13 protein-coding genes are annotated in these 14829 nt (G+C 61.4%); 2 read left to right on the top strand and 11 right to left on the bottom strand.

Annotated elements, in window-relative coordinates:
• Positions 1 to 882, top strand: a complete 882-nt coding sequence (locus DMO26_RS22080; protein ID WP_117194323.1) for an ABC transporter permease — start codon at positions 1 to 3, stop codon at positions 880 to 882.
• A gap of 67 nt (positions 883 to 949) precedes the next feature.
• On the opposite strand, the gene DMO26_RS22075 is transcribed toward DMO26_RS22080, so the two are convergent.
• From DMO26_RS22075 to DMO26_RS22040, 8 genes are all read right to left on the bottom strand, one after another.
• Positions 950 to 1459, bottom strand: coding sequence for an RES family NAD+ phosphorylase (locus DMO26_RS22075; RefSeq protein ID WP_117194322.1), 510 nt, complete (start codon positions 1457 to 1459; stop codon positions 950 to 952).
• Positions 1456 to 1941 (bottom strand): type II RES/Xre toxin-antitoxin system antitoxin, encoded by a 486-nt coding sequence (gene parS / locus DMO26_RS22070; RefSeq protein WP_117194321.1) that lies wholly within the window; start codon positions 1939 to 1941, stop codon positions 1456 to 1458. The genes DMO26_RS22075 and parS overlap by 4 nt, the downstream gene beginning before the upstream one ends.
• Before the next feature lie 170 nt (positions 1942 to 2111).
• Positions 2112 to 3266, bottom strand: coding sequence for a mandelate racemase/muconate lactonizing enzyme family protein (locus tag DMO26_RS22065; protein WP_117194320.1), 1155 nt, complete (start codon positions 3264 to 3266; stop codon positions 2112 to 2114).
• A 13-nt stretch (positions 3267 to 3279) separates the two neighbouring features.
• Positions 3280 to 4488 carry a D-mannonate dehydratase ManD gene (gene manD, locus DMO26_RS22060; RefSeq protein WP_117194319.1) on the bottom strand — a complete coding sequence of 403 codons (1209 nt, stop codon included), beginning with the start codon at positions 4486 to 4488 and terminating at the stop codon, positions 3280 to 3282.
• Positions 4489 to 4491: 3 nt separating this feature from the next.
• Positions 4492 to 6216, bottom strand: a complete 1725-nt coding sequence (locus DMO26_RS22055; protein WP_117194318.1) for an ABC transporter ATP-binding protein — start codon at positions 6214 to 6216, stop codon at positions 4492 to 4494.
• Positions 6213 to 7367, bottom strand: a complete 1155-nt coding sequence (locus DMO26_RS22050; RefSeq protein ID WP_117194317.1) for an ABC transporter permease — start codon at positions 7365 to 7367, stop codon at positions 6213 to 6215. The genes DMO26_RS22055 and DMO26_RS22050 overlap by 4 nt, the downstream gene beginning before the upstream one ends.
• On the bottom strand, positions 7364 to 8350 hold the full coding sequence (locus DMO26_RS22045) for an ABC transporter permease (RefSeq protein ID WP_117194316.1): 987 nt from the start codon (positions 8348 to 8350) through the stop codon (positions 7364 to 7366). The genes DMO26_RS22050 and DMO26_RS22045 overlap by 4 nt, the downstream gene beginning before the upstream one ends.
• A 205-nt stretch (positions 8351 to 8555) precedes the next feature.
• Positions 8556 to 10490, bottom strand: coding sequence for an ABC transporter substrate-binding protein (locus DMO26_RS22040; RefSeq protein WP_117194315.1), 1935 nt, complete (start codon positions 10488 to 10490; stop codon positions 8556 to 8558).
• 169 nt (positions 10491 to 10659) lie between these two features.
• Between DMO26_RS22040 and DMO26_RS22035 the strand changes: the two genes are divergently transcribed.
• Positions 10660 to 11352 (top strand): GntR family transcriptional regulator, encoded by a 693-nt coding sequence (locus DMO26_RS22035; protein ID WP_117194314.1) that lies wholly within the window; start codon positions 10660 to 10662, stop codon positions 11350 to 11352.
• A gap of 76 nt (positions 11353 to 11428) precedes the next feature.
• Here DMO26_RS22035 and DMO26_RS22030 read toward each other — a convergent pair whose 3' ends face one another.
• From DMO26_RS22030 to DMO26_RS22020, 3 genes are all read right to left on the bottom strand, one after another.
• On the bottom strand, positions 11429 to 12244 hold the full coding sequence (locus tag DMO26_RS22030) for an ATP-binding cassette domain-containing protein (protein ID WP_117194313.1): 816 nt from the start codon (positions 12242 to 12244) through the stop codon (positions 11429 to 11431).
• A gap of 138 nt (positions 12245 to 12382) precedes the next feature.
• A complete protein-coding gene (locus DMO26_RS22025; protein ID WP_117194312.1) occupies positions 12383 to 13717 on the bottom strand; it encodes a Gfo/Idh/MocA family protein in 1335 nt (444 codons plus the stop codon).
• Between the two features lie 173 nt (positions 13718 to 13890).
• Positions 13891 to 14814, bottom strand: a complete 924-nt coding sequence (locus DMO26_RS22020) for a helix-turn-helix domain-containing protein (protein WP_117194474.1) — start codon at positions 14812 to 14814, stop codon at positions 13891 to 13893.
• Positions 14815 to 14829: the final 15 nt, after the last annotated feature.

Here is a 14829-nt window from a genome sequence, read left to right as displayed (position 1 = left end):
GTGCTGACGATCTCGGAAACCAAACCTTCGGCGAACCCCATCGCGAATTTCTTCCGCGGCCGCCTATGGCGGCGGCTGTCGAAGCGCAAGAGCGCGCTCGTCGGCCTCGTCGTCGTGCTGCTCATGGTGTTCGTCGCCGTTTTCGCGCCGCTTCTGGCGCCCTATGACCCGGCGGCACAAAGCTGGACGGCCGTGCGCAAGGCTCCGTCGATGGCACATTGGCTCGGCACGGACGAGGCGGGGCGAGACATGCTTTCGCGCATCATTTGGGGCGCTCGTGCCTCGCTGATGGCGGGCCTCACCTCAGTCGGCATCGCGATGGCGATCGGCGTGCCGCTCGGGCTGGCCGCCGGTTTTCTCGGCGGCATCGTCGACGGCCTCATCAGCCGCTTCACCGACGCCATGCTTGCCTGCCCGTTCCTCATCCTGGCGATTGCGTTCGCCGCCTTTCTCGGACCCAGCCTGACGAACGCGATGTTGGCGATCGGCATCACCGCCATGCCGCTCTTCATCCGGCTGACACGCGGTCAGGTCCTGTCGATCAAGGCGGAGGAATATATTGAGGCGGCCAGTGCGGTCGGCAATCCGCAATGGCGCATCGCTGTCCGGCACATCCTGCCGAACATCCTGCCGCAGCTGATGGTTCAGGCGACCCTGACGATCGCCTCGGCGATCATTGCGGAGGCCAGCATGTCCTTCCTCGGCCTCGGCCTTCAGCCGCCGGCGCCGTCCTGGGGTTCGATGCTGAATTCCGCCCAACGCTTCCTGGGTAATGCGCCTTGGATGGCGCTCTGGTCCGGTATGGCGATCTTCATGACCGTCCTGTCGTTCAACCTACTCGGCGACGGCCTGCGTGACGCGCTCGATCCCCGCTCGCGCTGACGACTTCGATACTGCAATCTGGATGCATTCATGTGTGGGCGTGCCGGTGCCTGCTCGCTCTTTTTGCTTACCTCGCCGGCGGCGGGTGCAGCCTCGTATCGAGAGAAAAAGGCTCTTGGAATTTGAGCGTATAACCGCTTGCAGCCTGGCTTGCCGTGAAGATCAGGTTCCAGCTATGAGCCGATACGGCGCTCGGGATCGCCACGAACCGATGTCTGCGAAGAAGGTCGTCGCCAAATGCCTGTTGCCCGGCGCTCGGAATGCCCGGGCGCAGCCAGTTCGGGTTTGGAAGCTCGGCCGGATCGATAACGTGGACAGCCGACATATCGGTGATGACGGCCGCAGTCAGGGTATGGTGAACCGTGTCCAAGGCTCGAAACCCCTTATGGACCGCAACTTCGAGAATGGCTGTCGCGGGGTCGATCGAGCAATAGACCGCTCGCATACCCTTGCTGTTCCAGCGGCCACCGACCCGATAAGCGCCTTCACCGCTATCCCACGTTGCGGCGTAAGCCGTTTGATCGAGTCGCCAGGCAACGAGCTCGGAACCGCCGAGCGCAATCGGCAGAACCGTCATGCATAGACGCCGTATTCGAGCCGTTCGAGATAGTCTTCGACCAGCTCGACACCGGCGGGCGTCCCGAGAAGATCGATGGGGCGACGCTGGTCCAGTCCGATCGCCGGCCGCTCCAGCCATTGTTCGGCTTCCGCCTGCGTTCCAAAGATGTCGGTCGCCTTTGTTAGGATCTCGGCAAATTTCCAGGCGCGTCCACTCTGCTCCTGGCTCAATGGCTTGGAAGGCGCATCCTTGCGGCGCTGCCAGGTACGCAAGCTCATGCCGACCGCTTTTTCAAGCGATTCCGTTTTGCCGATGAACACCAGCTGTCCGACCAGATGATCCACCGCCGAGGCCGGCAACCCGTGTAACAGAAGCTCATGCGCATCGAGAGCGCTCGTCAGCCGGCGCGACAGGAGGCGGCTGCCGCCAAGCAGCGCCGCCACTTTCTGCAGTTCTCCACTCGTTTCTTCCAGGCTTATCGTTTTTGCTGCAACCGCCATGTTGCGTCTCCATGTCATCTGTCGCTTCTAATATGACAGTTGACGCGAAGCCTTTCAATAGCGCCGGCGCAATCAGGCCGTTTCCCCAGAGGTCCTGCGGAACGGCGACGAAGAGACCAGCATCTGCATCGAAGGTTCAGCAGGAAACCTGACGCAGGTACTGTCGATATCTACCAGTTGGTGACCGATCCGTCACGCCGCCGCAGATGCGGCGCTTCCCAGAATTCAAAACTCTGCCTGGCGATCAGCTCCTCATTGACCTCGATGCCAAGCCCCGGCGCATCCGATACCGGATAATACGCCCCTTCCAGCCGCGGCTGGGCCGGGAAGAAATCCGAATTGTCGAATCCGAGATGGGTTTCGGCCGGGCTGTTGCGGGTTTCGAGCCACGAGAAATTCGGCACCGCCGCCGAGAAATGCACTGTCGCTGCGGTGCAGACCGGCCCGAGCGGATTGTGCGGCATCATATCGACGTAGTGGGTCTCGCTCCATGCGGCGACCTTCATGCTCTCCGTCAGGCCGCCGACATTGCAGACGTCGAGGCGGTTGAACTGGTGGATGTCGCGTTCGATATAGGGCTGGAACTGCCATTTCGAGGAAAACTCCTCGCCGATCGCAAAGGGGATGTCGGTCATCCGCCGCAGCGCCTCGTAGGAACCCGGCGACTCGTCGCGGATCGGCTCTTCGAGGAAATCGAGCGTGCCCTTCGGCATCTTCTGGCAGAAGCTCGCGGCTTCCGCGACCGAGAGCCGATGGTGATAGTCGATGCCGAGCACGATGTCGTCTCCGAGCGCCTCGCGAGTTTTCATGCACCATTTGGCAGTGGTGGCGATATGCTCGCGCGGTTCGTAGATCTCCTTGTTCTCATGGCCCGAGGGGGACAGGCGCATCGCCGTCCAGCCGTGCTCGACCAGCATCTGCGCCTGTTCGACCATGGCAGGCCCCGGCTCGGCGAAGGTCGTCGCGAAGGTCGGGATGCGGTCGCGCTGCTTGCCGCCCAAGAGTTCGTAGACCGGCACGCCGAGCGCCTTGCCCTTGATGTCGTAGAGCGCGATGTCGATCGCCGAGATCGCCGCCTGCAGCACCCGGCCGCCTTCGAAATACTGGCTGCGGTACATTTCCTGCCAGAGCGCGCCGATCCTGAACGGATCACGGCCGTGCAGGAATTCGGCGTAATGTTCGAGGGCACCAACGACCGCCTTTTCGCGGCCGGAAAGACCGCTTTCGCCCCAGCCGAAAATGCCCTGGTCGGTCTCGACCTTCACCAGAAGCTGGTTGCGGATGCCGACCTTGACGGCATAGCTCTTGATCGCAGTGATCTTCATCTTGTCCCCCGAATCACCAATGCCAAAGAGTGCCGTCTTCGAGACGGTTCACCGGCAGATAGGCGCGCTGGTAAGGATATTTTTCCGCAAGCTTTTCATCGATATCGGCGCCGTGGCCGATCGCCTCGCCGGGATGCAGATAGCCGTCATTGAGGCTCCAGGCGCTCGGGAAGACTTCGAGGATTTCCGGCAGGTAGCCGGAATATTCCTGAATGCCGAAATTCGGGACCCAGAGGTCGAGATGCAGGTTGGCGCCGAGGCAGATCGGCGACATGTCCATCGCGCCGTGGCAGGCGGTGCGGACATTGTAGACGCCGGCGAAATCCATGATGCGACGAAGCGCGGTAATGCCGCCGGCATGCACCGTCGTGGTGCGGATATAGTCGATCAGTTGTTCCTCGATCAAAAGGCGCGCGTCCCAGATCGTGTTGAACACCTCCCCGACGGCAAGCGGTGTGGTGGTGTGCTTGCGGATCAGCCGGAAACCTTCCTGATGTTCGGCAGCAACCGTATCTTCCAGCCAGAACAGCCGGGCGAATTCGAGATCCTTGCCGAGCCGGGCCGCCTCGATCGGCGTCAGGCGGTGGTGTGTGTCGTGCAGCAGTTCGATATCCGGGCCATAGGCCTCGCGGACCGCTTCAAACAGTTTCGGCACGTGCCGCATATACTTCGAGGTCGACCAGACTTCCTCATGCGGGAATGCGTCGTCGGCCGCGTTGTTGGTCACCGATTTCTTGCCGGTACCGTAGACGTCCGGCAGGCCCGGAATGCCGACCTGCACGCGGATCGCCTTGTAGCCCTGCTCGATGCGCGTGCCGACCGCCTCGATCGCCTCGGCGATATCCGTGCCCTGCGCATGGGTGTAGCACAGCACCTTCTCGCGGCTGGCGCCGCCGAGAAGCTGGTAGAGCGGCATGTTGGCAGCCTTGGCCTTGATGTCCCAGAGCGCCGTATCGATGCCGGCGATCGCCGCCATGGTCACCGGGCCGCGGCGCCAATAGGCACCTTTATAGAAATACTGCCAGATATCCTCGATTCGGCTCGGATCGCGGCCGATCAGCAGCGGTGCGAGATGATCCTGCAGATAGGCGACGACCGCCTTTTCGCGGCCGTTCAGCGTCGCGTCGCCGACCCCCGTCAGGCCTTCGTCGGTGAAGATCTTGACGGTGACGAAATTGCGTCCCGGCGAGCAGACAATAATTTTGACGTCGGTAATTTTCATGACTTATCCGTTGGCTGAAACAGTGCTTGGGAGCGTACTGGTGGGGTCGTAGCGGAAGCGCTTGTGGATGCGCCGGTCGCGCGGGTCGGGATGCGGAATTGCCGACAGCAGCGCGCGGGTGTAATCGTGCTGCGGATTATGGACGACCTGATCGGTCTCGCCCGTCTCAACGATCTTGCCGCGATACATGACCGCGACCCGATCGCATATGTAACGGATCACCGACATGTCGTGCGATATGAACACGTAGGACAGACCGAGCTGGTCTTGCAGGCTCATCATCAGGTCGAGCATTTGCGAACGCAGCGATACGTCGAGCGCCGAGGTCGCCTCGTCGGCGATGATCAGCCGCGGCTTGACGGCGATCGCGCGGGCAATGCCCACGCGCTGCCGCTGGCCGCCGGAAAAGGAGTGCGGATAACGCTCGCGCCAGAGCGGATCGAGGCCGACCTGCCGCATCAGTTCGGCGACACGGTCTTCGACCTCCCTGCCCTTCATGCCGGCAAGCTTCAAAGGTTCGGCGATGATCTGGCCGACGGTCTTGCGGGGGCTGAGAGAACCGACCGGGTCCTGGAAGATCATCCGCACTTCACGGCGAACGTCCTTCAGCACACTTTTGTCGGCGGTGCGCAGGTCGACAGTGCTGCCGTCCGGGCGGCGATAGGACATGGCGCCGGCCTGCGGATCATAAATGCGCAGCAAGCAGCGGCCCATTGTCGTCTTGCCGGAGCCGCTTTCACCGACGATGCCGAGCGTTTCGCCGGGACGGACGACGAGCGAGACGTCATCGACGGCCTTGAGACCCGAAGCGAAGGTCAGCGACAGGTTCTTCACATCAAGCAGCGGCGGCATCGCGGCCGGGATTTCCGGCCGCGCCAGACGAACCTCCGCCTTCTTCTCCAGCTTGACGACGGAGCCGATCAGACGGCGGGTATAATCATCCTGCGGCCCGTGAAAAATCTGCTCGACCGGCCCGCGCTCCATCACCTTGCCGCGATACATGACCAGCACTTCATCGGCGATCTCGGCGACGACGCCCATGTCATGGGTGATGAACAGCACCGCCATGCCATGGCTCTGCTGCAGCTTCTTGATCAGGTCGAGGATTTCGGCCTGAGTGGTGACGTCGAGCGCGGTGGTCGGTTCGTCGGCGATCAGGACCTGCGGATTGCAGGCGAGCGCCATGGCGATCATCACGCGCTGGCGCATGCCGCCGGAAAACTCGAACGTATAGCGGTCGATTGCCGTTTCCGGCCGTGGAATCTCGACCTGCCGCAGCAGTTCCAGAACCCTCTCCCGTTGCTCCTTCTTCGGCGTGCCGAAATGGATGCGCAGCGCCTCGCCGATCTGCGTGCCGATGCGATGTACCGGCGACAACGAACTCATCGGCTCCTGGAAGATCATGGCGATCTCCTTGCCGCGGACGGAACGGATGTCCTTGCCGCGTGGATCGAGTTTCGCCAGATCGGTCACCGAACCGTCGGCGCGCGTCAGTTCGATCGAGCCTTCTTCGATACGGCCGGGGCTGTCGACGATCTGCAGGATGGAGCGCGCCGTCACCGACTTGCCGGAGCCGGATTCACCCACCACGCAAAGTGTCTTGCCGCGCTTCAGCTCGAAGGAGACGCCGTCGACGGCCCTGAAGATGCCGGTGCGGGTCGGGAAATAGGTCTTGAGGTTTTCGACCTTCAGGATTGTATCGCCAAGGGGAGATAAGATGTTGCTCATGACACCGACTCGTATGGGTCTGCGGCATCGCGGAGGCCATCGCCGAGGAAGTTGAGGGACAGGACCGAGATGACGATCGCGGCGGCCGGCGTGAATAGCAGCCAGGGCGCTTGCGCCACCGCACGGATGTTCTGCGCCTCCTGCAGCAGCACGCCCCAGGAGATGATCGGCGGCTGTAACCCGATGCCGAGGAAGGACAGCGCCGTCTCGGCAAGGATCATCGACGGGATGGCAAGCGTCAGCGTCGCGATGATGTGGCTCATGAAGGACGGCACGAGATGGTTGAAGATGATGCCGATCTCGCTCATGCCGTCGAGCCGCGCAGCGATGACGAAATCCTCGCTCCTGAGCGACAGGAATTTTCCGCGCACTTCGCGGGCAAGGCTTGTCCAGCCGATCAGCGAAACGATGAGCGTGATGACGAAATAGGTCCGGAGCGGCGGCCAGCCGACGGGGATCGCGGCGGCAAGACCCATCCACAGCGGAATGGTCGGGATCGAGCGGAGTAGTTCGATGCCGCGCTGGATGCCGAGATCGAGCCAGCCGCCGAAGAAGCCGGAAATACCGCCGATCGTCACCCCGAGAATGAGGCTCATGAAGACGCCGACAAGGCCGATGGAGAGCGAAATCTTGGCGCCGTGCACGACGCGGCTGAAGATATCGCGGCCGAGGCGGTCGGCGCCGAAGATATAAAGACTGTCGCCGATCTGCGGGTCGGTCAAACCGAAGAGCTTGGTCTGCATGGGGATGAAGCCGAGCAGGTCATAAGGCTGCGCCGCCTTGACGAAGAAACCGACCTTGAGCGGTTTGGCCAGGTCCGGCTGGAATTCGCGGCGCATCGATTCCTTATTCAGCGTCATCTTCAGCTGTTTGACGTTCGGCTGGAACGAGCCGTCATGGAACAGCGAAAGGCCCTGCGGCGGCGCATAGGTGAAGCGCGCATTCGTCGCGTTCGGATCGAAGGGCGCGATGAAATCCGCGAATGCCGCGACGAGGTACATGAAGACGATCACGACCAATGAGACGAGCGCGATCTTGTGCTTCTTGAACTTGAGCCAGAACAGGCGCCATTGGCCGGCAACGGCAATGTCCTTGTTGCGCAGGTCGAGCGAAGGGCCGGTATCCGGCGGGAGGCTGGTGATATCTGTCATTGGAACCGGATCCGCGGGTCGGTGAGAGCGAGCAGGATGTCCGAAATCAGCGTGCCGATAATGGTGAGAACCGAGATCAGCAGGATGAGCGAACCGGCGAGATACATGTCCTGAGCCAGGAGGGCACGCAGCAACAGCGGGCCGGTGGTGGGCAGGCTCATGACGACCGAGACGATAATCTCGCCCGAAATGACCGCCGGCAGGATCCAGCCGAGCGTCGAGATCAGCGGATTGAGCGCCAGCCGCACCGGGTAGCGGATCAAAAGCTCGAATTCCGACATGCCCTTGGCGCGCGCGGTGGTGACATAGGGCTTTGAAAGCTCATCAAGCAGGTTGGCGCGCATGATGCGGACCAGGGCCGCGAGCGACCCGAGCCCGATGACGACGACCGGCAGCCAGACATGTCCGGCGAAATCGATGAGCTTTCCAAAGCTCCAGTCCGCATCGACATAGTCCGGCGAGAACAGGCCGCCGACGCTTTGGCCGAACCAAGTGGACATGATGTACATGGCCGACAGCGCCATCAGGAGGTCCGGCACGGCGAGGAAGAAGAAGGCGAGGAAGGTCGCGAAATAATCCGAGATCGAATATTGCCGCACCGCCGACAGGATGCCGATCGGGATGGCGATCGCCCAGACGAAGCAGAGCGTCAGCACGGAGAGCAGCAGCGAGAAGCCAAGGCGGTTCCAGATCAGCTCCGTCACCGGCTTGCCGAGTTCGAACGAAATGCCGAAATCGCCCTGGGTGAGGATGCCCCACATCCATTTGTAATACTGGAAATAGAGAGCCTGATCGAGGCCGTAGCGCTCGCGCATGGCAGCAACAGTACCGGCTTCCACCGCGCCGCCCTGGCTCGCCCAGTCGGCCATGAGCGTCGTCAGATAGTCGCCCGGCGGCAGCTGGATGATGATGAAGGCGATGATGGAGACGGCAAACAGTGTCGGGATCGCGAACACCAGCCGCTTGAGTACGTAACGGAGCATGAATTTTGCCGTTCTGTTTTCAGCAGAAGTTTGGGTGGGCGGGATTTGCCCCTCACCCTGGCCCTCTCCCCGCGCGCGGGGAGAGGGAATGTCAGAGCTTGCCACTTGCGTCCTTCTCCCCGTCATTACGGGGAGAAGGTGCCGGCAGGCGGATGAGGGGCAAAGCTATCTTGGCAAAACCTCCCATCCAGTCTCGGGAGGAGACTTACTTGGTCGGCTTGTCGAAATACCACTGGGTCAGCGTCGGGGCCGGGTGCCAGAGGTTGCCGGTGATCGGGATACCGTTCACGACATTCTTCAGGTTGGTCGAGGTCATCATGTATTTCGGCATGGGGCGCGAGATGCCGATGTTCAGGAAGTTGTCGGCCGAGAGATTGAGGAAGTCCTTCATCTTCTGGCGACGGTCGTCGTCGGTGACAGCGGCGTTGACCTTGTCATAGGCGGCCATCAGGTCCTTGATCGCCTGGGGAGGTTCCTCGCCGGTCGCGTGGTTGGAGTACCACTCGCTCCACTTCATGGCGAAGAAGATGTCGGCCTTCTGGAACGGCATGTAGCAACGCGGATCGGTATAGACTTCCGAAAGGCCGCCGACGCAATTCCAGATATAGGCGTCCTGCTCGTTGGCTGCCCACATGGTGTTGAGGCGGGCGCGGTCGGTGGTGCGCAGCTGGATGTCGATACCGATGTCCTTGGCGTATTTCTGCACCATCTGCATCACGTCCGGATAGGACAGGCCGAAGACGTCGGCGACCATGAAGTTGATGGTGAAACGCTTGCCGGTCTCGTCGAGACGGAAACCTTCGGCATCCTTCTTCGGCATGATCTTGTCGAGGATCGCCGCGGAAGCCTTGGGATCGAACTCGGTATACTGTTTGGCCTCGCGCTCGTTGAAAAGCTCGTGCTCGGGCTGAACCGCGACCTGTGCCGGAGCCCCCTGCCCGACATAAACGAGATCGATGATCTCCTGCCGATTGATGGCGCGGCTGAGCGCGATGCGGAAATCCTTGTTCTGGAAGATCTTGCGCTTCACCGGATCGGTGGAGTTGAGGTTCAAGAGGATGACCGCGTCGTTGGCAGGCAGGTCCTTGACGTCGACGAACTTATAATTGCCCGTCTTCTGGCCGTCGAACAGGACCGATTTGAAGGTCGAGTTGTTGATGTGGCGGAAGGCGAAATCGAACTCGCCCGACGTCATCTTCAGCGCCATCAGCTGCGGGTCGTCGAGCTTCGCCCAGGTGATGCCGTCGATGTAAGGCAATTGATTACCGGCGGTATCGACCTTCCAGTAATAGGGATTGCGGGTGGCGACGACGCGCTCGCTGTCGGCATAGGGAACAGTGAGTATCCACGGGTTCAGCGTCGGCAGGGCAAGGTTCTGCCAATAGGGCGGCTGGAAGGTCAGCGAAACCTTGGAGTTGAACAGCGCCACCCAGTCGCCGGCGGCCGGATTGGCCTTCAGCAGCGCCGGAATGCCGTCCTTGTTGTATTTCTCGTGGAACTGCTTGAGGTAGTGCTTCGGGTAGATCACCGGCAGGTGACCCTGGCCATAGGCGAGTTGCTGGATAAACAGGCCGTAGGGCGACTCGAACTTGAATTCGACGGTCAGATCATCGATCTTGGTGACCTTGACCGGCTTGCCGGCGACCGTGAAGGTCGGGTTCTTGGCCGGCGAAAGTGCTGCGTTCATGAATACGTCTTCGTACCAGAACATGATGTCGTCGGCGTTGAACGGCTGGCCGTCGCTCCATTTCAGACCCTTGCGGAGCTTGAACGTATAGGTCGTCGCGTCGTCGGATGCCTTGAACTCTTCGGCCAGCGACGGCATGACCTTCTGCCACTTTGGGTCCCAGCGGACGAGCAGTTCGTTGGCGATGGTGCGGGTCAGGTTGTACTGGTCGCCATTGGCAAGAATCGTGGTGCGCAGCGTGCCGCCGTACTTGCCGACGCCGTCGATCATGGTCTCGACATAAGGCTTTTCGGGAAGGCGCTGTTCCACGGCCGGAATCTTGCCGGACTTCACCTGCTCGTCGAGCATAGGCGCCTGCTTGTAATCCGCTGCCCAGGCTATCGTGCCCATGAGCGCGGTCGTCAAAAGCCCCGTCGACAGGACGAGGCCACGCAGCGTGTGCTGGTAACCCATATTCTCTCCTCCTCTGCACCGGCCTTCAGCCGGAATCCTCCAGTACGGCCTTGGTGGCCCTTGTGTTGCACGAAAGTTTTCAGATCGTACATTCTTTGTCAATATGAATGTATAAATCAGGGCGTTTTGCTCTTGGCAAGTGGCGGGAAAGTGCATTAAAAGCAGGGCCATGAATACGATCAGCACCATTCGGCAGCCTGGTTCCGAGCACGATGTCCTGACGGAGGATACGGGGTCCTCGATCTACGAGCGGCTGCGCGACGACATCATTCACGGGCGCGTCAAGGCCAACGAGCGGCTCAAGGTGGCGGAGCTCGCAAGCCGAATGGGCACCTCGACGAACCCGGTTCGGGAGGCGCTGCAGCAGCTGCGCGGCGAAGGGTTCGTCATCATGACGCCGAACCGGGGTGCCCGTGTGCGGCCAATCGACGAGGAGTTCGTCCGCGATATCTGCGAGATCGAGGTTCTGATTGAACCCGCGCTGACCCGTTGGTTCGTCGGCATTGCCACCAAGGCGGATGTCGACGAACTGGAGCGCATTCAGGCCGAGATCGAGGCCCTGAACTTCGCCGACGAAATGAAGCATTCCAATCTCGACCTGCAGTTCCATCGGCTGATGTATGACCGTCACTACAATCGTCATGCAGTCGATCTCTGGGTGCGTCATCGCCAGATCCTCTGGGCGATCAGCCGGGGTTTTCCGACTTCGCTCAGCCGTCAGTCGAACGTGCTGGAGGAACATTGCGAACTGATCGCCTGCATCAAGGCGCAGGACCCGGAAGGCGCGGCGCGCGCCATCGGCCGGCATGTGGAGGGCTCCGGCAGGCACATCATTGAACGCATGCGGGCCCGTCGCTTCTAGAGCGATCGCTGTGTGCATTCGAGGCGGCCCCATCGCCCTTCGCAGGCCGGGATGCCTTTCGAAAAAAGGATAATCTCTACCGGGCCAGTGCCACCAGTCTTCCGCTCGACGGTTGATGGATGATGTCCATGCGCACGTCATAAATGCGGGCAAGCTCTTCCGGTGTCATGACATCTTCCGGCGCGCCGTGGGCGATCAGCCGGCCGGAATGCAGCGCGACGATTTCATCGCAGAAGCGGGCCGCCATGTTGACGTCGTGTAGCACCGTCACGATGGTGATGCCCTTTTCACGGCAGAGATCGTGCGTGAGCGACAGCACTTCGAGCTGATGGCCGATGTCGAGGGCAGAGATCGGCTCGTCCAGAAGCAGACAGGTTGCATCCTGCGCGACCAGCATGGCAAGCCAGACGCGCTGGCGTTCGCCGCCCGAGAGCGTATCCACCATCCGTTCGGAAAACGGACCGATACCCGTGAGCTCGATCGCCTCCTCCACCTTGGCCTTGTCGGTGGCGCTGAAACGGCCTAGCGCCCCGTGCCATGGATAGCGGCCAAGCGCCACCAGTTCCTTCACCAGCATGCCGGGCGCCGCCGGCGTCCGCTGCGGAAGATAGGCGAGCCGGCGGGCAAAGGCACGCGTTCCCCAGTTCTCCTGCGGTTTTCCTTCGAAATGGATCGTGCCGCCGGTTGGTGACTGCTGTCGTCCGATAATCTTTAAGAGCGTCGATTTGCCGGAGCCGTTATGACCGATCAGCGCAATGGATTTGCCCGACGCGAGATCGAGGGTCAGCGGGTGCAGAAGGATGCGGCCCTCGATCGCAAAGCTCACATCCTTCAGCGAAAGGATTGGTCCGTTGTCATCCGCGGCTTCCCGCGCAATTACATTCAGTGTCATAGGGCATTTCCGTTCGGACATATCTCCGAATATGGAGAATTGTTCTCATGTTTCGCGGAATCCTTGGCCATGGTCAACTACGGCCCAGATTGGACAGTCGAAACGCTTGAAGAACCGCGGCATACCGCATTTCGCTTGTCAAGCCGGCACGACCGTCGCTTTCCGCCCCGTCTGCCACTTCTTCTGCGGAAGACGAATGCCATGTTCCGCCAGAAAACGGTCCACATGGATCATTTCGCCCCGGTCGATCGATGCGTTGGCGGCAATGCCGGTCAGGATCGACCATGCCCCGTCGATATAGGTCGAACCGCGGCCATAGCGGTCGGGCGCGACCTTGGGATCGAAGAGATGGGCAAGCATGACGGGGTCTGCACCGCCATGGTCGCCTTCGCCCGCCCACACCTCGATATTCTGCGGTGCCTGCCCGGCGACATGCAACACCGTTGTCATGGATTTGGAGCCCCTGGACTTGTTCTGTTTGCCGCCGAAGACACCATGGACTTCCACATGGCGGTGCGAGAGCTCCCCTTTGGTTCCGTGAAACTTGATCTCGAGCCCTTCCCACGGGCTGTAGGCGCAAAGCGTGTAATTGAGGCTTGCACCGTTGGCGTAGAGGGCGTGAACCTGCATCGTGTCTTCAATCGTGATGTCGTCGTCGAAGACGCAGAGGTCGCGCATATAGCCGTCTACATCCTCAGCCTCCAGATAGAGTTCGCGCAGAGCGCGGTCAGCCTCCAGATTCAGGCGGAAGTCGCACCGTCCGGCACTCGGACAGACGTGACAGCGCGGCCCGCGGCTGGCAAGGTCAAGGCTTTCTGCCGTCTGCGGCGTGTAGAAAGCGCGGCGTCCATGGGCCGTCACCGAAGTCGGTGAAGAGCCGAGCCACCAGTTGACCAGATCGAAATGGTGGGTCGACTTGTGGACCAAAAGGCCGCCCGACTGGTTCTTGTAGCGGTGCCAGCGGCGGAAATAGTCGGCGCCGTGGACCCGGTCGAGATACCAGCAGAAATCGACAGCCGTCACATCTCCGATGACGCCCGACATCAGAATATCCTTGATCTGCGTGCGTGCCGGCGTGTAGCGATAGTTAAAGGTCACGGTGACGGAACGGCCCGTTTCGGCTTGTGCATCGAGGATGGCCTTCAGTTTTTCGAGATCGATGGTCATCGGCTTTTCCGTCATCACGTTGCAGCCAGCCCGCATCGCCTCCACGATATATTCGTGGTGTAGGTAGTCGGGAACCGTGACGATCACCGTGTCGGGCTTCTGCTCGCGCACCATCTCCTGGAACTGCTCCGCCCGATAGGTCGCGATACCGTTGCCGCCGACCGAAACATGGGAAGCCGAAAGCGCCAGGCGCTTCTCGTTGACATCGCACAGCCCAACCAGCGTGTTTTCGTCGCCGTAGGTTTCGGTCACCGCGCGGCGAAACATCTTGTGGCGTGAGCCGGTCCCAACGATAGCGTATTTCATGATACTGCCCTTCAAGCGGCCTGGACTCTTGCGATCCTGCCAATAAATTGATTTCGGGTGCGGATTGCCGTTCTGTCCTGTCTGAACGCATGACAGTTGGCCGGGGTGTTGTAGAATTCGAGCGGCGTTCCGGTCTGCGGCCTCCGCCATGATCCGGGTGACGTTATTGTGGTTCAAGGCCAGGCATAGTGGGCATTCGGCGCAGCAGGCCCGGCCTGGGCCGAACGGTGCAGCTCCAGGCGATAGCGCCCGGGCGTGCGCCCCAGCAGCGCCTTGAAGAAACGGTTGAACTGCGGAGCGCCGGCGAAGCCCAGGACGCCGGCGATCTGGCCCAGCGCCAGGGACGAGTTTTCCAGATAGATGCGCGCTTCCAGCGCCAACCTTTCGCGGATCAGGCGGGCCGGCGGGCGGCCATAGGCTCTGAGGCAGATGTCGTTCAGCCGGTCGCGGGAAATGCCGAGTTCCGCGGCATAATCCGCCACCGCCCACTGATCGCGGAAATGGGTTTCGACCAGCACTGTGAACTGCCCGGCGATCGCCCTGATTCCTCCCGTTTCAGCCCCTGCGCCGATCCGGCCCGGCTGGCCGCGGTGAAGATGCACGAGCAGGATATGCAGGAGCGAGTCCACTATGGCCGACGACATGAGGCCGGGGTGGAGCGTTTCTGCCAGGACGCCTGTGAAACAAGCTGCAATCGCTTCCCGCGCAGCGCTATCCGCTCCCAGGCGGATAAAAGTTGGCCTTCTGGTCATGAACCGCAATTCGCCGGCCTCGGCGCGCCGCTGCAACACCCTGTTCAGCGTGGAGGCGCCAAGCAGAAGGTGGGTGCCCTGTGCACCTGCCCCAAGCTCGAGCCTCATCCCATCACGCCATGGAAACCACCCCATGGTCGGGCCGGAGAGTGGCAGGGCATCGTCGTCGGCGCCGCGCAGCATTGCCTCTCCCTTCTCCAGGAAGAGGGCGCGGAAATTTTCAGCCTCGCCGAGACCTGCCCTGCCCAGCACACGGGTCTGCAGAGCGGCCCGAAAACGCTCGGCCCGAACCGGCACTTCCGGCCGGGAGGCTGTCTGCTGGATGAATGGACGGCGATCTGGCATCAAGAATCCCACATC

Origin of the sequence: Rhizobium terrae (genome assembly GCF_003425685.1) — a bacterium.
Taxonomy (GTDB): domain Bacteria; phylum Pseudomonadota; class Alphaproteobacteria; order Rhizobiales; family Rhizobiaceae; genus Neorhizobium; species Neorhizobium terrae.
This window is presented reverse-complemented; position numbering and strand designations above follow the sequence as displayed.